The 18,692-nt window shown below is 70.9% G+C and carries 15 protein-coding genes and 1 tRNA gene; 9 read left to right on the top strand and 7 right to left on the bottom strand.

Features of this window, described 5'->3' with window-relative positions; genetic code table 11:
* Window positions 1–62 precede the first annotated feature (62 nt).
* On the top strand, window positions 63–1,334 hold the full coding sequence (locus ACFQRI_RS07020; protein WP_380665741.1) for an alginate O-acetyltransferase AlgX-related protein: 1,272 nt from the start codon (window positions 63–65) through the stop codon (window positions 1,332–1,334).
* A 75-nt stretch (window positions 1,335–1,409) separates the two neighbouring features.
* Here ACFQRI_RS07020 and thpD read toward each other — a convergent pair whose 3' ends face one another.
* The 6 genes from thpD to ACFQRI_RS07050 form a co-directional block, all read right to left on the bottom strand.
* Window positions 1,410–2,309, bottom strand: coding sequence for an ectoine hydroxylase (gene thpD, locus ACFQRI_RS07025; protein WP_380665743.1), 900 nt, complete (start codon window positions 2,307–2,309; stop codon window positions 1,410–1,412).
* Window positions 2,310–2,511: 202 nt separating this feature from the next.
* A complete protein-coding gene (locus ACFQRI_RS07030; protein WP_380665745.1) occupies window positions 2,512–2,901 on the bottom strand; it encodes an ectoine synthase in 390 nt (129 codons plus the stop codon).
* A 148-nt stretch (window positions 2,902–3,049) separates the two neighbouring features.
* Entirely contained in the window at window positions 3,050–4,297 is a 1,248-nt protein-coding gene (ectB, locus tag ACFQRI_RS07035; protein WP_380665747.1) for a diaminobutyrate--2-oxoglutarate transaminase, read from the bottom strand.
* Window positions 4,298–4,380: 83 nt separating this feature from the next.
* On the bottom strand, window positions 4,381–4,887 hold the full coding sequence (gene ectA / locus ACFQRI_RS07040; RefSeq protein ID WP_380665749.1) for a diaminobutyrate acetyltransferase: 507 nt from the start codon (window positions 4,885–4,887) through the stop codon (window positions 4,381–4,383).
* A gap of 423 nt (window positions 4,888–5,310) precedes the next feature.
* On the bottom strand, window positions 5,311–6,069 hold the full coding sequence (locus ACFQRI_RS07045) for a S1 family peptidase (protein WP_380665751.1): 759 nt from the start codon (window positions 6,067–6,069) through the stop codon (window positions 5,311–5,313).
* A gap of 252 nt (window positions 6,070–6,321) precedes the next feature.
* On the bottom strand, window positions 6,322–6,792 hold the full coding sequence (locus tag ACFQRI_RS07050) for a GNAT family N-acetyltransferase (protein ID WP_380665753.1): 471 nt from the start codon (window positions 6,790–6,792) through the stop codon (window positions 6,322–6,324).
* 354 nt (window positions 6,793–7,146) lie between these two features.
* On the opposite strand from ACFQRI_RS07050, the gene ACFQRI_RS07055 reads away from it, so the two are divergent.
* On the top strand, window positions 7,147–9,903 hold the full coding sequence (locus ACFQRI_RS07055) for a PQQ-dependent sugar dehydrogenase (protein WP_380666415.1): 2,757 nt from the start codon (window positions 7,147–7,149) through the stop codon (window positions 9,901–9,903).
* A gap of 115 nt (window positions 9,904–10,018) precedes the next feature.
* Here the strand turns inward: ACFQRI_RS07055 and ACFQRI_RS07060 are convergent.
* Window positions 10,019–10,091 (bottom strand) — tRNA-Thr (locus tag ACFQRI_RS07060).
* A 297-nt stretch (window positions 10,092–10,388) separates the two neighbouring features.
* Here ACFQRI_RS07060 and ACFQRI_RS07065 point away from each other — a divergent pair.
* The 7 genes from ACFQRI_RS07065 to ACFQRI_RS07095 all read left to right on the top strand — a co-directional run bounded on the left by ACFQRI_RS07065 (window position 10,389) and on the right by ACFQRI_RS07095 (window position 18,687).
* Window positions 10,389–11,834 (top strand): threonine/serine exporter family protein, encoded by a 1,446-nt coding sequence (locus ACFQRI_RS07065; protein WP_380665755.1) that lies wholly within the window; start codon window positions 10,389–10,391, stop codon window positions 11,832–11,834.
* 147 nt (window positions 11,835–11,981) lie between these two features.
* Entirely contained in the window at window positions 11,982–13,415 is a 1,434-nt protein-coding gene (locus tag ACFQRI_RS07070) for an alpha,alpha-trehalose-phosphate synthase (UDP-forming) (protein WP_380665757.1), read from the top strand.
* Between the two features lie 136 nt (window positions 13,416–13,551).
* Window positions 13,552–16,101: a trehalose-phosphatase gene (otsB, locus tag ACFQRI_RS07075; protein ID WP_380665759.1), complete on the top strand. Its 2,550-nt coding sequence runs from the start codon at window positions 13,552–13,554 to the stop codon at window positions 16,099–16,101.
* 162 nt (window positions 16,102–16,263) lie between these two features.
* Window positions 16,264–16,875: a DUF4178 domain-containing protein gene (locus tag ACFQRI_RS07080; protein ID WP_380665761.1), complete on the top strand. Its 612-nt coding sequence runs from the start codon at window positions 16,264–16,266 to the stop codon at window positions 16,873–16,875.
* 3 nt (window positions 16,876–16,878) lie between these two features.
* The gene (locus tag ACFQRI_RS07085) at window positions 16,879–17,316 is read left to right on the top strand and encodes a DUF4247 domain-containing protein (protein ID WP_380665763.1); all 438 of its coding nucleotides are present in this window, start codon (window positions 16,879–16,881) and stop codon (window positions 17,314–17,316) included.
* Window positions 17,313–18,233: a hypothetical protein gene (locus ACFQRI_RS07090; RefSeq protein ID WP_380665765.1), complete on the top strand. Its 921-nt coding sequence runs from the start codon at window positions 17,313–17,315 to the stop codon at window positions 18,231–18,233. Before ACFQRI_RS07085 ends, ACFQRI_RS07090 begins: the two co-directional genes overlap by 4 nt.
* Window positions 18,234–18,261: 28 nt before the next feature.
* Window positions 18,262–18,687 (top strand): DUF350 domain-containing protein, encoded by a 426-nt coding sequence (locus ACFQRI_RS07095; RefSeq protein WP_380665767.1) that lies wholly within the window; start codon window positions 18,262–18,264, stop codon window positions 18,685–18,687.
* Window positions 18,688–18,692: the final 5 nt, after the last annotated feature.

Below are 18,692 nucleotides of genomic sequence, written 5' to 3' on the forward strand. Positions count from 1 at the left end.
ATCCCGGCGCTTCCTCGTCGAACCGCAGGTGGGGCGGGTCCTCGGGTGGATATCGTGGGGCGGTGAGATCGCCCGGACTGCCTCCCGTGCACGAGGCCTGGTTGCCGCGGGAGCACCCGCTGCACCGACCGCGGCACGGTCGCAGGCAGCTGGTGGCTCTGGTGTGCGCGCTGGTGTTCTTCAGCGCGCCGCTGTCGAGCTGGTTGTTCGGTGCGCGCCCGGAGCCGGTGGAGAACCGGCCGCTCGCCGAGTTCCCCAGCGTCACCGAGGGCTTCGGCTTCTTCACCGGGCTGGGGGCCTGGGCCACCGATCACCTGCCGTTCCGCGAGCAGGCGGTGCGGGCGGTCGGGGCGATCAGCCGGGAAGTCTTCGGGGAGCCGGCCCCGGTGCACGGCTCGGCGCACGGCTCGCCGATCGGGGCCGGACGGCCCGACCCGGACCCGCCGCTGGACGAGAACCTGTTCCCGCCGGTCGTCGAGGGGCGGGGCGGGTGGCTCTTCCTCGGGCACGACGTGTCCTACCGGTGCGTGCCGAAGCGCGGTCTGGACGAGGTGATCGCCGGGCTGCGCCGCTGGCGGAGCGCGGTGGAGGACTCCGGCCGGGAGTTCCAGCTGATCATCGCGCCGGACAAGTCCACGATGTACCCCGACCGGCTGCCCGCCGACTACGCGGGGGAGGAGTGCTCGACCGCCGAGCGCGCCGAGTTCTGGAACCGCGTTCCGCGCGCCACCGGCGCGATCGACATGCGGGGCCCGCTGCGCGAGGCCGAGCGGCGCGGCGGACGGCCGATCTACCACGACGTCGACACGCACTGGACCCACGAGGGCGGCATCGAGATGGCCCGCCTGCTGGCCGAACGCCTCCGGCCGGGCTCGACCGCGAGCTGGCGGGTGACCCCGTCGCGGACCTACCCGCACAGCGCGGACATCCCCGAACTGCTCGGGCAGCAGCGCACCGTGCCGATCCAGGCCTACGCGCTGGCCCCCGACGGCGGTGCGGACAACACCCGCTTCCGCCCCAGCGACTTCCACGAGCCGCTGCGGCTGCGATCCGACGCGCGGCCCGGCATGAACACCCGGCCGGTGCGGATGGTCGGCGACTCGTTCAGCCAGTTCGCCAGCCCGTACCTCGCGGCCACCAACACCGACATCGCGATCACCCACCCGGACAACCTCGCCCTGGACCCGCGGTCCGCCGGGCGGTTCCTGGCCGAGGGGGAGGTGGTCGCCTTCGAGCTCTCCGAGCGCTTCGTGGCCGGCGGCCGCTACCCGATGCTCGACGCCGAGGTCGCCGAGCAGGTCGGCGAGGTCCTCGCCCAGCACCCGGTGGGGTGACCACGTGCCTTTTTCATCAGAAGTCCCCGCGAGCGGAGCGACGCTCGCGGGGACTTCTGATGAAAGAGGGCTCCGTCAGCGGCGGATCGGCTCGAAGTCCCTGGACGCGATGTAGCTGGGCCGCGGGGACTTCGCCGCGTACGGCTCGACCAGGGTGTTCTCCACGCTGTTGAACACCAGGAAGATGTTCGAGCGCGGGTAGGGCGTGATGTTGTTGCCCGAACCGTGCATCGAGTTGCAGTCGAACCACAGCGCCGAGCCCGCCGGGCCGGTGAACTGCTCGATCCCGTGCTCGTAGGCGAGCTCGGTGATCTCGTCCTCCGGCGGGACGCCGACCTCCTGGGCCTTGAGCGAGGACTTGTAGTTGTCCTCGGGGGTTTCGCCCGCGCAGCTGACGTAGGTGCGGTGCGCGCCGGGCATCAGCATGAGGCCGCCGTTGAACGGGTAGTTGTCCGTGAGGGCGATCGAGGTGCTCACCGCGCGCGGCGCGGGCATGCCGTCCTCGGTGTGCCAGGTCTCGAAGTCCGAGTGCCAGTAGAAGCCGGTGCCGCGGTAGCCGGGCATGTAGTTGATCCGGCTCTGGTGCACGTAGACGTCCGAGCCCAGGACCTGCCGCGCGCGGTCCAGGATCCGCGGGTCGCGGGCCAGCTCGGCGATCAGCGAGCTGGTCTTGTGCACCTCGAAGATGGAGCGGACCTCGTCGGAGGAGCGCTCGACGATCGTGCGCTCGTCGTCGCGCACCGCGGGGTCGCGGCAGAGCCGCTCCAGCTCCTGCCAGTAGGTCTGGACCTCGGCCGGGGAGAGCAGGCCCTCCACGACGTGGAAGCCCTTGGCCTCGTGCGAAGCCAGCTCCTCGCTGGTGGCCGGGCCGGTGGACACGCCGGGCCAGACGGTCGGGTCGGTTCGCTCGATCAGCTCCGAGGTCGCGCCCCGGGACGGGTAGCGGTCCTTGGTCCGCAGATCAGCGACGGTCATAGGGGTGTGCCTCCTTAGCGAATTCCCGCCGGAGCGGTCGATGCCTGGGTGGCACCGCCGCCAGTTCTCGGTTCCTCGTTCCAGAAGCGGCACTCGTCGTGCCCGTGCCCCCGCGAGCGGGGACGATGCCCGACGTGCCGGTGGCGGGCACCCGCAGGAGTACCCGCCACCGGCGTCGAGCAAGCATCGCGAGCGGAGTTGCTCAGTCCTCGACGACCAGCGGGTACACGCCGTTCTCGTCGTGCACCTCGCGGCCGGTCACCGGGGGGTTGAACACGCACACGGTCTTCATCTCGGTCTTCGGGCGGACCTGGTGCTTGTCCGCGTTGTTCAGCACGTAGATGGAGCCGGGCTTGAGCTCGTGCACCTCGCCGGTGGCCTTGTCCTCGACTTCGCCCTCACCCTCGGTGATGAACACCGCTTCGATGTGGTTGGCGTACCAGAAGTCGTTCACGGTGCCCGCGTAGAGGGTGGTCTCGTGGACCGAGAAACCGAGCTTCTCCTTGGCGAGGATGATGCGCTTGCTGCGCCAGTTCTCCGTCTTGATGTCGGCCTCGGTGTCCTCGATCTCCGAGAGGTGGCGGACGATCACGTTTTCCTCCAGTGGAATCTTCCTCGTTGTGCACTGCGCCTCGGGGAACGCCCGAAGTACAGCTTGCCGCAAACGCAGCGCGGGCCGGGAGCGCGAATCGCGCGCGTCGCGCGGATTTCGCACTCCCGACCCCCGGGGTGCGGCCGGATCAGGCCAGGACGGACTTCACCGAGTCGCGGATGACCTGCAGACCCTGCTCCAGCTCCTCGTCGGAGACGGTCAGCGGCGGCATGACCTTGACGACCTCGCTGGAGGGCCCGGAGGTCTCCAGCAGCAGCTTGCGGTCGAAGGCGGCCTTGGAGACCTTGCCCGCCACGTTGCTGTCCTCGAAGCCCAGGCCGCGGGCCAGGCCCCGGCCCTTGGCGATGGCACCGCCGTGCTCCTCGGCGATCTCGGCGAGCACCTGACCGACCCGCTCGCCCTTGGCGAGGGTCGAGCGCTCCAGCGCGTCGTCGCTCCAGTACTGGCGGAAGGCCTCGGCGGCGGTGATGAACGCCGGGCTGTTGCCCCGGAAGGTGCCGTTGTGCTCGCCCGGCTCCCAGACGTCGTGCTCGGGCTTGATCAGCGTGGTGGCCAGCGGCATGCCGTAGCCGCCGATGGACTTCGACAGGCAGACGATGTCCGGCTGGATGCCCGCCTCCTCGAAGGAGAAGAACGGTCCGGTGCGGCCCACGCCCATCTGCACGTCGTCGACGATGAACAGGATGCCGTGCTTCTGGCAGAGGTCGTAGAGGCCGCGCAGCCACTCGGGGCGCGAGGAGTTGATGCCGCCCTCGCCCTGCAGGGTCTCCACGATGACCGCCGCGGGCTCGTTCAGGCCGGAACCGCTGTCCTCCAGCATCCGCTCGAAGTACAGGAAGTCGGGCACCTGGCCGTCGAAGTAGTCGTCGTAGGGCATCGGGGTGGCGTGCACCAGCGGGATGCCCGCGCCGCCGCGCTTCATCGAGTTGCCGGTGACCGACAGCGAGCCCAGCGTCATGCCGTGGAAGGCGTTGGTGAAGCTGATGATCGACTCGCGGCCGGTGATCTTGCGGGCCAGCTTCAGCGCCGACTCGACGGTGTTGGTGCCCGTCGGGCCGGGGAACTGGGTCTTGTAGTTCAGGCCGCGCGGCTGCAGCACCTTCTCGTTGAAGGTCGCCAGGAAGTCGCGTTTCGCCACGGTGGCCTGGTCCAGGCCGTGCGTGACGCCATCGCGCTCGATGTACTCGATGAGCTTCTTCTTCAGCAGCGGGTTGTTGTGCCCGTAGTTGAGGGCACCCGCGCCGGCGAAGAAGTCCAGGTAGGGCGTGCCGTCCTCGTCGTAGAGGTAGCTGCCGAGGGCGCGGTCGAACACCGCGGGCCAAGTTCGGCTGTAGCTGCGGACCTCGGACTCGTAAGTGGCGAAGATGTCGTTCACGAAATCCTCCGTTCGGCCGGTCGGCACGGGTGTGCCCCGGCGCAGGTGAAGAGAGCTCTGGTGCGCATCGGTGCGCGGGCGGGCTATCGGGCAGCGGCCTCGGCGGGAACGTCCGCCGGCTCGAACGGCCCGATGCGGTACAGGTCCTCCCCGAGGTGCGCGTCCGGGAAGAGGTCAGCGGTGAACAGCTCGCTGCTCTCGATGTTCGCCGCGCGCTTGCGCGCGAGCGCGGTGAACAGCTTGATCGAGGCCGAGTTGTCCGGGGTGATCGTCGTCTCCAGGTAGCGGACGCCGCGCGGGCGCACCCGGTCGACCAGGTGGTCGAGCAGGCGGCCTGCCACGCCACCACCGCGCTGGGAGGCGTCGACGGCGATCTGCCACACCACGAGGGTGTCCGGGGCGTCGGGCCGGACGTACCCGGTCACGAACCCCACGACCGCGCCGTCGACGCGCGCCACCGCGGAGGTCTGCGCGAAGTCGCGGCACCACAACAAATATGCGTAGGACGAGTTCACATCCAGCACTGCCGAATCGCGGGTGATTCGGTAGAGCTCAGGGCCGTCCGCGACGACCGGAGCGTCGATCTCCAACCGCCCGGCTGAACCGCTCTTGCCATTTCGATCTTCGTTGTTATGGCTCGGTTTGTCGCCGGTCATGCTTTGCCAACTTAACAGAACATCCGCAGGTCGTCAGGCACTCGCGCCTTTCCTGCGTCATCTACCAGGCGATTCTCGATTTTACACGTGAGAAGCACTACAGAAACGTTGATTTGCGTTCCAGCGGAGTGTTACCAAGCAGATGTGCGCAATTGCCGGACAATTTACGGCATATCCTGACCTGCGGAAACCCCGGAAGATTTGGTGATCCGCGGCGGCGTGCGCAGGAAATCTTCCTGCCGCCTCGCGCTGCCGGATCGGGGGAACGGCGGCGCGGGCGCACCCGATCGGCGGCATTGCCCACCTCGGGTGCGCCCGCGCGTGTCGCGGCGCTCGAGCACCGGTCGCGAACAGGCGTCACACGCCCGCGAGCGAGGAGATCCAGTCGCGGTACTGCGTGATGTTGGTGTAGGCGGTGTTGCTCTGCCGGTCGCTGGTGGAGGCCACGCCCACCTGCTCCTCCCCGGCGAACATCGGCCCGCCGGAGTCGCCGCCCGCGGGGATGCCGTCGCCGTACTGCGCGCACACGGCCTTCCCGCCGCGGTAATCGGTGCAGTCGCCGTCGACGGCGGTGACGGTCACGTCGGCGACCTTGAGGATCTGCGACTGGCATTCGATCTCGGGCCGGTCGGTGCAGGTCGCGCCCCAGCCGTAGGTCTGCACGGTGTCACCGGTGCTGACCGCCCCGGGGTCGCCCAGCGGGGCGTACTCGGTCTGCACCGCGTGGTCGATCTTGACCAGGGCCAGGTCGGCGCTGTCGTGGATGTGCACCTCGCCGGGCACGGCGTTGGCGCGCTCGCCCTTGGTCTGGTCGACGTCGCCGATGTTGAAGCTCAGGCCGTTGCCGTCGGTGGCGTCGGCGACGCAGTGCTGCGCGGTGAGCACCCACTCCGGCGCGATGATCGAGGCCGAGCAGGTCTGCTGGTCGTCGACGAACAGGCGCGCCGCCCACGGCGCGCTGTCCACCTCCCGACCGTCGATGATCGTCGGGGAGACGTCCTGCGGGGAGGCGCCCTGGTCGGGGCTCGCCGGGGCGGCCGCGGCGGGCGCCGCCGCGACGGCCCCGGCCACGAGCAGGCCGGCGGCGAGGCCGGTGAGGTTGCGGACGAGCGACACGTTGCTTCTCCTTCGGTTTGGCGAGCGAAACCGAAATCGAGACTTCCCCGCCCGCGACGAGCGGGTCCATCGGCTGAGCACAACTCGCCAACCGCTGGGAATTGCCGGAACCGCGTTTCCGCCGATCGCGGGGAGGCCGCGGGTGGGATCTGTGGAATTTCGCGGAATTGGCTGCGGCGCCTGGTGACTCGGGACCGCGCCGGGTGCCCGTGCCGCCGCTCGCGCCGGATCGCTGCCGCCCGGTGCGGTCGATCAGCGGTGGTCCGGGTGCAGCTCCAGGGTCATGAAGGCGCTGTTGGGGTCCTGCCGGTACTCGGCGAAGGGTTCGCAGAACGAGAAGCCGTGCTTGAGGTAGAGCCGCCTGGCCGGCTCGAAGAATTCGCCGGATCCCGTTTCGAGGCTGAGCCGGGAATACCCCATGAGCTTCGACTCGCCGATGATGTGCAGCAGGATCTGCGAGGCGATTCCGCGCTTCTGGTGGGAAGGCGCGGTCCGCATGGATTTGATCTCCGCGTGGTCGAGGTCGATTTCCTTGATCGCCCCGCAGCCGACGACGGCTCCGTCCTCCCGCGCGGACCAGAACGTAACCCCAGGTCGGCGGAGCGCGCTGAGCTCCAGCGCGTGCGAGCTGCCGGGTGGCGAGATCGACCGCATCTCCGAGAGGTGCCCGTGCAGGAACGCGACGATATCCGGGTCGGAGAGATCATCGACGGCGATTCGCACGCAGCCCCCAGCAATTCGCGTTCAGCTTGCGGTCGCGACCATATAGGGCGCCAGCGGACCGGGTCCACCGCCGGGGTGCCAGGAGTGCGAATTCTCCCCGATTAGCGCAGTTGTCCAAAGTCGGAGCCATTTTCGCTGGTCCCGGTACCAAATTCCGGGGTTGGCCGCTGCGGCGCGCCGGGCGGCCGCGGCCCGCGGAACCGGTCCAGCTGGGCGGTTCAGGACGAAGTGCCCTTTTCCGGCCTCGGGTGGGGGACGATCCTTGCACTGGTGGCACCGAGCTGGGGGTGCGTGATGGGGATGGTCGCCGACGGGAAGCGCTCGATCGCGGGTGCCCTCCTGTGCACGATCGCGATGGCCGCCTCGTTGCTGCTGGTGAGCCCGCCGGAGGCCGCTGCCGCGCCGTCGCTGCCGCCCGGTTTCGTGCTGAACGACCGGCCCAGCGGGCAGGCGGCCTACGACCTCACCGACTTCACCCACCTGCCGGACAACAGCACGATCAGCACCGGCAAGCAGGGCAAGGTCGCCTGGGCCTCGCCCGAGGGGAAGGTCAACCAGCTCGCTTCGCTGCAGGTGGACACCGCGCAGGACCTGGGACTGGTCGGCGTGGCAGCCGCCCCCGACTACGCCACCTCGCGGCACATCTACCTGGTGCGCGCCGTGCCGGACGCGGCGGACGGCCACCTGCTGCGGCTGGCGCGCTGGACCGTGGAGGGCAGCCCGGAGCCGACGCGGATCACCGACGAGCGCGTGATCCTGGAGGCCAGGAGCTTCTCCGACGTGCACGCGATGACCGGGATCATCGCCGCCCGGGACGGAACGCTGTGGGTCTCGATCGGCGACCTGGCCGACTTCCGCTTCACCGACCCCGCCGCCTTCCAGACCTTCAACCTCGACTCCCCGGCGGGCAAGATCCTGCACATCAGCCCGGACGGTCGCGGGGTGGCGAGCAACCCGCACTACTCGTCGGCCAACCCCTCGTCCTGGCGCAGCCGCGTGTACGCCAACGGCTTCCGCAGCCCGTTCCGGCTCTCCCTGGATCCCTCCACCGGAACGCCGATCGTCGGCGACGTCGGCTACGGCGCCTGGGAGGAGGTCGACGTCGTGCGGCCGGGGCAGAACTACAAGTGGCCGTGCTGGGAGGGCGAGCACCCGGCGCCCGGGTACGCCGATCGCGCCGAGTGCCGCAACGTGGCCAACACCCCGCCGGTGTGGGAGTACCGCCACGGCAGCGGGGTCGATCAGGGCAACAGCGTGACCGGCGGCATCGTCTACCAGGGGGAGAGCTACCCGGAGGCCTACCGCGGTGCGTACTTCTTCGGCGACTACAGCGAGAACAAGCTGTGGAGCCTGCGGCTCGACGCGCGGGGCGAGCTGGTGCAGCCCCCGCAGAGCCCGCCGCTGGGCACCGACATCGGCGGGCCGGTCAAGTTCGAGGCCGCGCCCAACGGCGACGTCGTGTTCGCCGACCTGCGCAGCGGATCCCTCCGCAGACTGAGCTACTCCGCGGCCAACAACCCGCCGGTGGCCGAGGCGACGACCACGACCGACCCCGCCACGCGCACCGTCACCTTCGACGGGTCGCGCTCGATCGACTTCGACGGCGACGCCCTCACCTACGAGTGGGACTTCGGCGACGGCGCGACCGCGACCGGGGTCCGCGCCACGCACACCTACGCGCCCGGGGCGGACCGGTTCACCGCGCGGCTGACCGTGCGCGACCCGCTGTCCGCATCGGACACCGTCGAGTTCGTCGTGGCCCCGTCGAACAACTCGCCCGAGCTGGATCTGACCCCGCCCGCGCAGGAGGACTTCGCCGTCGGCGACCCGATCTCGCTCTCGGCGCGCGCCACCGACGCCGAGGACGGGCCGCTCGACGTGACCTGGACCAGTTCGGTGGTGCACTGCGCGGAGGAGACCACCTGCCACGACCACCCCGGGCCCGGCGCGAGCGGTCCCGACCTCGCCGCGGAGTTCACCGCGCACCCGGACTCGCGGATGAGGTTCACCGCCGCGGCCACCGACGCCGAGGGCGTCACCACCACCCGGTCCTACGTCGCCGAGCCGCGCGAGCACCTGCTGACGCTGACCAGCAACGTCCCCGCGGTGCTGCAGATCCCGTCCGAGGGCGGCGCGAGCTCGGCGATGGTGACCGAGGGCGCGCGGCTGGACGTGCTGGCCGCGGAGACGGCCACCGACGGCGGTTCGACCTTCGCGAGATGGGTCGACGGGACGACCGAGCGGTCCAGGTTCATCACGATGGGCGGCGACGACCGCACCCTCACCGCCGAGTACGTCTCGCCCATCCAGCGGCGCTACGACGCCGAGCCGGAGCTGCGCGCGCTGCTGGGCGGGCCGACCGGCCCCGAGGTCGTCGACGGCCCGGTGCACCACCGCAGCTACCAGAACGGCAGGCTGTACTGGAGCGTCGAGACCGGGGTGCACGAGGTGCACGGCGCCAACCTCGGCAAGTTCCTGGAGCTGGGCGGGCACGCGTTCGCCGGCCCGCCGACGACCGACGAGACCAGGACGCCCGACGGCGTCGGCCGCTACAACCACTTCGCCAAGCCGGCCTCGGTCTACTGGACCCCGGACACCGGCGCGCACGGCGTGTGGGGCGACATCCGGGCCCGGTGGGCCGCGCTGGGCTGGGAGAGCGGCCCGATCGGCTATCCGACGACCGACGAGACCACGACGCCCGATCGGGTGGGGCGGTTCAACCACTTCAGCAAGGCGTCCTCGATCTACTGGACGCCGAGCACCGGCGCGCACGGCGTGTGGGGCGCGATCCGCGCGGAGTGGCGGCGGCTGGGCTGGGAGACCGGTCCGATGGGCTATCCGACGACCGACGAGACCGCGACCCCGGACCGGGTCGGCCGCTACAACCACTTCAGCAAGGCGTCCTCGATCTACTGGAGCCCGGGCACCGGGGCGCACGAGGTCTACGGCCGGATCCGCGAGCGGTGGGCGGCCCTGGGCTGGGAGCGCTCGTACCTGGGCTACCCGACCAGCGGGGAGTACTCGGTTCCCGGCGGCAGGCGGAACGACTTCCAGCACGGCTACATCCGCTGGTACGCCTCGAACAACTCGGTGATCGATCGCCGGTACTGAGGTCTTCTCGCCCGGGCGGAGGAGGGCTGCCACGATCGCCCGGCCGGCGCCGTGCGACCTGCTCGGGCATGGCATTCTCGCTGGCGGGACCGCGCTTCGAGCCCGGTAGACTCGGAGCCGCTGAGGGGACTCGAACCCCTGACCATCCGCTTACAAGGCGGGCGCTCTACCAGCTGAGCTACAGCGGCCTGCAACGTCGTGCCAGGACATCGTAAGTGGCTCGCCGGGCAGGCCGACAAGCGCCTGCTGCGTGCGCGCGGTCCGGGGTGATCTGGCCGATGATTGGTCGGCGGGACGGCGGGCGGATCAGCGCACCGTCCACCGTTCGCAGCAGGTCGGTAGCGCGTTCGCGACGAGCGCTCCGATCGGTGATGGAAGCCACACGCGTCGAGTGCAACGGCAGGCTCATGACAGGCGATGCCCGAGAGGAAGACCAGCCACGGCGGCGGCCCGCTCGCGGGTCGCGGCAGGAAGGAAAGACCGCGGTGGGAATCACCCGGCGCGCTCGGGGTGTGCTGCGGCGACGCGAGCAGGAGGAGACGATCGTCCCCGGCTCGCGCAACGCCGTCTTCGGTCCTGCGCTGCCCGACGAGGCGACCGTGCACCTGGTGCTGGACCTGGGCCTGCGCATCGGCGAGGTGCAGATGGCCAGCGGCGCCGGCGCCTCGGACGTGACGGCGACGATCACCGGCGTGGTCAACGCCTACGGTCTGCCGCACTGCGAGGTCGACGTGATCTACACGTCGATCACCGTCTCCTGCTACCGGGGGACCGAGGTGCCGCCGATCACCTCGCTGCGCGTGGTGCGCAACCGCTCGGTGGACTACACGCGGCTGGCCGACGTCGAGGCGCTGCTGCGGCGGATCACCGCCGCCGAGATCACCGCCGCCGAGGCCTACGCGGACCTGGACCGGATCACCACCGCCGCGCACCCGTTCCCGCGCTGGGTGGCCACGCTGTCCTGGGCGGGCATGGCCGCCTCGCTGGCCGTGCTGCTCGGCGGCGGCGAGGACTGGCGGCTGCCGGTGTTCGCGGCGGCCAGCACCGCGCTGGTGGACCGGGTCGGCAGGTTGCTGAACAAGCGCGCGCTGCCGTTCTTCTTCCAGCAGGCCGTGGGCGGGGCGATCGCGACCACCGTGGCGATGGGCGTGTACGCGCTGGGCTGGTTGAGCAGCCCGTCGCTGGCGGTGGCCACGGCCATCATCGTGCTGCTGTCCGGGATGACCGTGGTCGGTTCCATGCAGGACGCGATCACCGGTTACAACGTCACTGCGGCGGGCCGGATCGCCGAGCTCGCGGTGATGTCGGCCGGGCTGATCGCCGGTGTCGTGCTGGCCCTCTACATCTCGCTGCGCATCGGCGGGGAGGGGGTCAGAGGACTCGACGTGCGGGCGTTGGGCAGCGCGCAGGTCAGCGGCGCCGCCGGGCTGACCTTGCTCGTGCAGTGCCTGGCCGGGGCGTCCACCTCGGCCTGCTTCGCGCTGGCCAGCTACGCCCCGCCGCGGCCGCTGGTGATCGCGGGAATCGGCGGCGCGGTGGCCGCGGGCGTGCACTCGGTGCTGACCGTCAGCCTCGCCGTGCACACCGTGCTGGCGGGTGCGGTGGCGACCATGGTGGTGGGCTTCGCCGGCGGCATCGTGGCCCGGCGATTGCGGATCCCCGGTCTGGTCATCGCGGTCTCCGGCGTCGCGCCGCTGCTGCCCGGCCTGTCGACCTACCGCGGCCTGTTCGAGCTCTCGGTGCAGGGCGACACCAAGGGCCTGGCCACGCTGATGCTGGCCATCGCCACCGGGCTCGCGCTCGGCGCCGGCGTGGTGCTGGGCGAGTACCTCGCCTCCCCGGTGCGCACCCGGCTCGGTCGCCTGGAGCGGCGGATGTCCGGCCCGCGGATGTCCGGGCCGGTGCACCCGAGCAAGCGCCGGCTGGACTGAACGGGCGAGGCGAGCCGGTGGTGCGGCGTCCGAATGGCAACGGAGCGTTCAACTTCGCGCGAATTCGCCGTGCCGCGCAGGACGCGCGGGGCGGTTCGGTTGAGTAGCCTCGCAACTACAGGTGGATACCCGTCGGGAGGTTGATCGGTGAGCGTGCCGAACCGAGCGGATTTCGTTGTGGTCGCCAACCGGTTGCCGGTCGATCTGGAGAAGCTCGAGGACGGCACCCAGCGCTGGAAGCACAGCCCCGGCGGGCTGGTCACCGCGCTCGAACCGTTCCTGAGGGCCAGGCGCGGCGCCTGGGTCGGCTGGCCGGGCGTGGCCGACGTCGACGTGGAGCCGTTCACCGACGACGGCATGCAGCTGCACCCGGTCCAGCTGTCCGCGGCCGAGTTCGCCGAGTACTACGAGGGCTTCTCCAACGCCACGCTCTGGCCGCTGTACCACGACGTGGTGGTCCCGCCGGTGTTCGACCGCTCGTGGTGGAACGCCTACCAGCGGGTCAACCGGCGCTTCGCCGAGGCGGCCGCCGAGGTCAGCGCCGAGGGCGCGACCGTGTGGGTGCAGGACTACCAGCTGCAGCTCGTCCCGGCGATGCTGCGCGAGCTGCGCCCCGACCTGCGCATCGGCTTCTTCCTGCACATCCCGTTCCCGCCGGTGGAGCTGTTCATGCAGCTGCCCTGGCGGACCGAGATCGTGCGCGGCCTGCTCGGCGCGGACCTGGTCGGATTCCACCGGCCGGGCGGCGCGCAGAACTTCCTCTGGCTGGCCCGCAGGCTGGCCGGTTTCGAACCCAGCCGCGGCCAGGTGGGCGTGCGGTCGCGCCCGGGCGTGGTGCAGGTCGGCGACCGCCCGGTGCGGGTGGGCGCGTTCCCGATCTCCATCGCCTCCGCAGAGCTGGACAGGACCGCCCGCACCAAGGACATCCAGCAGCGGGTCAAGCGGGTGCGCGAGCAGCTGGGCAACCCGCGCCGGATCCTGCTCGGGGTGGACCGGCTCGACTACACCAAGGGCATCGACGTGCGGTTGCAGGCCATGCACGAGCTGCTGGACGAGGGCAAGATCAAGCCGGAGGACGTGGCGATGATCCAGATCGCCACGCCCAGCCGCGAGCGCGTCGAGCACTACAAGCAGATGCGCGAGGGCATCGAGCGCCAGGTCGGCCGGATCAACGGCGAGTTCGGCCGGGTCGGCCACCCCGCCGTGCACTACCTGCACACCTCGGTGGACAGGAAGGACCTGATCGCCTTCTACGCGGCGGCCGACGTCATGGTCGTGACACCGGTACGCGATGGGATGAATCTCGTCTGCAAGGAGTACGTCGCCTGCCGCTTCGACCTGGGCGGCGCGCTGGTGCTCAGCGAGTTCGCCGGCGCGGCGGCCGAGCTGACGAGCGCGTTCCTGGTGAACCCGCATAATCTGGACGGTGTGAAGGACGCCCTGCTGTCGGCCCTGGAGATCGACGAGGCCGAGGGCCGCCGTAGGATGCGCGCTCTGCGTAGGCAAGTGCTCACGCACGATGTCGACCGCTGGGCGCGGTCGTTCCTGGAGGCGCTGGGCACGCCGCTCGCTGAGCAGTAGCCGGCAGTAACCGGTCCGCAACACGGACGGGCAATGCGTCGGTGATACTGGAGCAACACCGGTCGCCATCTGAACTCACCCCAACGCCGGAGGCGAACCGGATCCTGATGAGACCCGACCCGCTCTTCCAAGGAGTATGGCGTTGACCGCCGAAGCCCTGCCTGCCGAGCTGCGCCGCGTGATCGTGCAGCTCGCGCGGACACCTCGACTTCTGGTCGCCTGCGACTACGACGGCACGCTCGCGCCGATCGTGGCTGACCCGACCCAGGCCAAACCGCTGCCCGAATCGGTGCACGCGCTGCGGTCCTTGGCCGACCTGCCCGCCACCACGACCGCGGTCATCTCCGGCCGCGCCCTGCGCGACCTGGCGACCCTCTCCCGCCTGCCCGCCGAGGTGTACCTGGTCGGCAGCCACGGCTCCGAATTCGACGTGGGATTCGTGCACGAACTCGACCCCGAGGCCACCCAGCTGCGCACCGAGCTGCAGGTCGCCCTGCAGGACATCGTGCGCGGCAAGGACGGCGTGACGCTGGAGAACAAGCCGGCCAGCGTCGCCGTGCACGTGCGGCGGGCCGAACCCGAGCTCGCCGAGCGGGTCTTCGAGGCGGTGCGCACCGGGCCGGCCCAGTGGGAAGGGGTGCAGGTCACCGAGGGCAAGGCGGTGATCGAGCTGGCCGTGGTGCAGACCGACAAGGGCAACGCGCTCGACGCGCTGCGCCACCAGGTCGGTGCGACCGCCGCGATCTTCGTCGGCGACGACGTCACCGACGAGAAGGCCTTCGCCCGGCTGACCGGCCCCGATCTGGGGATCAAGGTCGGCGAGGGGGAGACCCTGGCCGACCACCGCATCCCCACCACCGGCGAGGTCGCCACCGTGCTGGCCTTCCTGATGGAGGAGCGGCGCACCTGGCTCTACGGCGAGCAGGCCCCGCCCATCGAGCGGCTGACCATGCTGGCCAACGAGCGCAACGTCGCGCTGCTGACCCCGGACGCGCGGCTGACCTGGATGTGCCACCCGGGCCCGGACTCGGCAGCGGCCTTCGCCGACCTGCTCGGCGGCCCCGGTGCCGGGCACTTCAGCGTCCGCCCGCACAGCGGCGGCAACGGCAACAAGCGCAGCCCGCTGCCGCTGGGGCAGCGCTACGTGCCGAACACGATGACCGTGGAGACCCGCTGGTCGCGGCTGCTGGTCACCGACTACCTGGCGCACGGCACCGACAGCCACCGCACCGACCTGGTGCGCACCATCAGCGGCGGCACCGCCGTCGAGGTCGAGTTCGCGCCCCGGCCGGAGTTCGGGCAGGTGCCGGTGCGGCTCACCCCGGAGGCCGGTGGCCTGCGGGTGCAGGGGACCTCCGAGCCGATGGTGCTGCACTCGCCGGGCGTGGCCTGGGAGGTCACCTCCGACGGGATGCACGAGTCGGCCAGCGCGGTGCTGGAGCTGGCCGAGGGCCAGCCGATCGTGCTGGAACTGCGCACGGGCACCGACGACCTGACCGCGTCCGACGAGCCGGCCCGCCGCGCGGCGACCGAGTCGTACTGGACCGACTGGATGGACCAGCTCGTGCTGCCCGAGGTCGAGCGGGACCTGGTGGCCCGCTCCGCGCTGACCCTGCGCGGGCTCTGCCACGCCGACACCGGCGGCATCATGGCCGCGGCCACCACGTCGTTGCCCGAGGAGATCGGCGGCGTGCGCAACTGGGACTACCGCTACTGCTGGTTGCGCGACGGCGCGATGACCGCGCAAGCGCTGGTCACGCTGGGATCCACCACCGAGGCCGAGTCCTTCCTGGACTGGCTGCACCGGGTGCTGGAGTCCATCCCCGGCCCGGAGCGGCTGCACCCGCTGTACTCGTTGCAGGGCACCGGGCTCGGCCCGGAGGCCGTGATCGACAGCCTGCCCGGCTACGCCGGTTCCCGGCCGGTGCGCGTGGGCAACCTCGCCGACCAGCAGGTCCAGCTGGACGTCTTCGGCCCGGTCGTGGAGCTGATCGCGCACCTGGCCGCGGCCACCGGCTCGATCCGCGACCACGACTGGGATCTGGTCAAGGCGATGGCCGAGGCCGTCGGGCAGCGCTGGTTCGAGCCCGACCACGGCATCTGGGAGGAGCGCGACGTCCCGCGCCACCACGTCTACTCCAAGGTGATGTGCTGGGTGACGCTGGACCGCGCCGTCAAGATCGCCGAGACCTACGGCCGCGAGGTCCAGGACGGCTGGGTGACGCTGCGCGAGCAGATCGCCGAGGACGTGGTGAAGAACGGCTGGCACCCGGACGTGCAGGCGTTCACCACCGCCTACGAGGGGTCCGATCTGGACGCGGCCTCGCTGCACGTGGGGCTCTCCGGGCTGATCGACCCGGCCGACGAGCGGTTCCAGGCAACCGTGACCGCGATCGAGGCCGAGCTGCGCTCGGGGTCCACCGTGTACCGGTACCGGCGCGACGACGGGTTGCCCGGTGATGAGGGCGGCTTCCACCTCTGCGCCGCCTGGCTGATCGAGGCCTACCTGCTCATCGGCCGTCGCACCGAGGCCGAGGAGCTCTTCCAGCAGATCGTGGACACCGCCGGCCCGACCGGCCTGCTGTCCGAGGAGTACGACCCGATCGCCGAGCGCTCCCTGGGCAACCACCCGCAGGCCTACTCGCACCTGGGCCTGATCCGCTGCGCCCAGCTGCTGTCGGCCTAGGAGCCGCTCGGAACGGACGACCTCCGCGCAGAAGTCCCGTCGCGCACCGCGCGGCGGGACTTCTGCGCGAGACGGGCTCGGTCACGTTTCGGTGTTTCGGCCGCACGGGTGATCCACGGCGGATACCCTCGTGCCGAATTCGGACGCAACGGGCGCATTGGGGTGAACGGATTGGACGGGTTGCTGATCCTCGTGATCGTGCTGCTGATCATCGTCGTGGTCGCCGTGGTCATGGGGATGCGGTCGCGCAAGGCCGCGGGCGCGGCGCGCACCGACTCGCCGAAGGACCCGTTCAGCACCGCTGACCAGGACTCGCTGCGCGGCGATCCGCGCGAGCTCAAGGCCGGGGACATCGTCGAGATCCGCGGCACCACCTACACCGTCCGCGGCAGCCTGCGCCTCGACGAGGGCGGCTGGAAGTGGGACGAGCACCTGCTCGACGACTCCAAGGGCGGCCAGCTGTGGCTCAGCGTCGAGGAGGACCCGGACCTGGAGATGGCCACCTGGACCCCGGTCGCCGACGCGCCCGAGCCCGGCCCGAAGACCATCGAGTTCGAGGGCCGCACCTATAGCTCCGAGGAGTCCGGTTCGGCCGAGTTCCGCAGCGAGGCGACCACCGGTCTCGACGAGCGGGGCACCGTTCGCTACCACGACTACGAGGCGTCCGACGGCTCGCTGCTCAGCTTCGAGGCCTACGGGGAGGCCGGTTGGGAGGCCAGCACCGGCACCGAACTCGGCCGCTACGACGTGCTCATCTACCCGACGGCGGACTGATCGATGAAACCCAGGTACTGGTTCCTGGTGGCCGGGCTGGCCGCCGCTCTCGCGCTGGTCATCGCGCTGGTGATGATCTTCTCCACCGGCACGGGCCCGCGCGGCTACGTGCACAACCACTACACCCGCGCGGCGCACCTGGACATCCGCGGCGACGACGACAACCGGGCTTACACCAGCCCCGACCCGGTGACCAGGGTGGTCGCCGACATCACCCGGAAGTGGCGCCCGCAGTCCCAGACCACCGACGCCTCCGGCGTCTACCTGCGCTACTCCGACGACGCGGTGATCGTGCAGCCGCGCCAGCGGGGATCCGTCATCCACGTGATGGACGTCGACGAGGCCTACCGCAGGTACCACGGCCACGTCGGCCACTACTGGGGCTGGATCGGCACTCACGGGGAGAGCTTCCGCGGCCGCGGACCGGGGGCGGGCAAATGAAGATCAAGGGAATCCTCGTCGCCGTCGTGCTCGGCGTGCTGGTCCTCGTGCTGGTGCCGCTGAGCCTGTTCGGCGACTCCGGGTCGACCGGGTTCTCCACCGAGGACACCACCTACTACCGGGAGGGCGGCACCTACGTCGGCTCGCCTGTCCCGGGCTTCACCTCGACCGAGGCGCAGCAGCTCGCCGACCGGCTCGCCGAGGCCGAGCGGCGCAACGGCGGCGTGTGCTTCGGCTGGAGGCTCACCGACGGCGGCGACGGGGACGTGCAGCGCGGCTCCAGCCGCGGCCCGAACGTCCCGGTCGACACCTGCGCGCGCTGGGTGGAGACGCAGGCCTTCGTGGCCTACGACGTGGACCTCGACGCGGCCGACATCGAGGTCGAGGTCTCCCCGGACTTCTCGGCAGAGGCCTCCCAGCTGCCGAGCGAGGAGGACTACGCGGACCTGGGCATCAACGCCGACGCGCTGGTCGCCGACCCGGCCGCCGCGACCGGGCAGGCGGCGATGGCCACGCCGCTGCTGCTGGTGGAGGCGGGCGTGCTGCCGGTTCCGCCCGCGGAGACCGGCCAGTCCGGCGGCGCCCCGTCGCAACCGCTGCCCTCCGGGGACGGCTCGGGGTCGAGCGTCGCGGTGTGGATCTGGTTGGTGCTGCTCGGGATCGTGGCCGCGCTGGCCGCGGTGCTCGGCTTCCGCTCGATGGCCAAGCAGAAGCGCGACACCCCGCCGCCTCCGGGGCCGCCTCCGGGACCGCCACCGCAGGGACCGCCGCCGGGATATCCGCCGCAGGGACCGCCGCCGCAGCAGGGTCCGCCTCCTGGATACCCGCCGCAGGGGCCTCCTCCGGGCCACCCGTGGCAAGGACCGCCTCCGGGACGTCCGCCGCAGGGACCACCGCCTGCCGGACCCACCCGCTGACCGACCACGACACGAGAAGGGCACCACCTTGTTCCAGGAACTGCTCACCGGGCTGCTCGCCGCGGTCGCCTACGGGGTGATCGGCGTGGCGATGATGGCCCTCGGCTACGTCCTCGTCGACATCGCCACCCCCGGCAAGCTGCGCGACCTGATCTGGGTGCACCGCAACCCGAACGCCGCGCTGCTGCTGGTCTCCGGCCTGCTGGGCGTCGGGATCATCCTGACCACCGCCATCGCCGCGAGCGCCGACGACCTGGTCGCCGGGCTCATCGGCACCTTGGCCTACGGCGTCCTCGGCCTGGTGATGATGAGCCTGTCGTTCCTGATCATCGACGCGGTCACCCCGGGGAAGCTGGGCGACGAGCTCTCCGCGCCGAACCTGCACCCGGCCACCTGGGTGTCGGCGAGCGCGCACGTGGTGATCGCCGTGGTGATCGCCGCCGCGATCTGGTGACCGGA

This window comes from Saccharopolyspora griseoalba (assembly GCF_042665275.1).
GTDB classification, from domain to species: domain Bacteria; phylum Actinomycetota; class Actinomycetes; order Mycobacteriales; family Pseudonocardiaceae; genus Saccharopolyspora; species Saccharopolyspora griseoalba.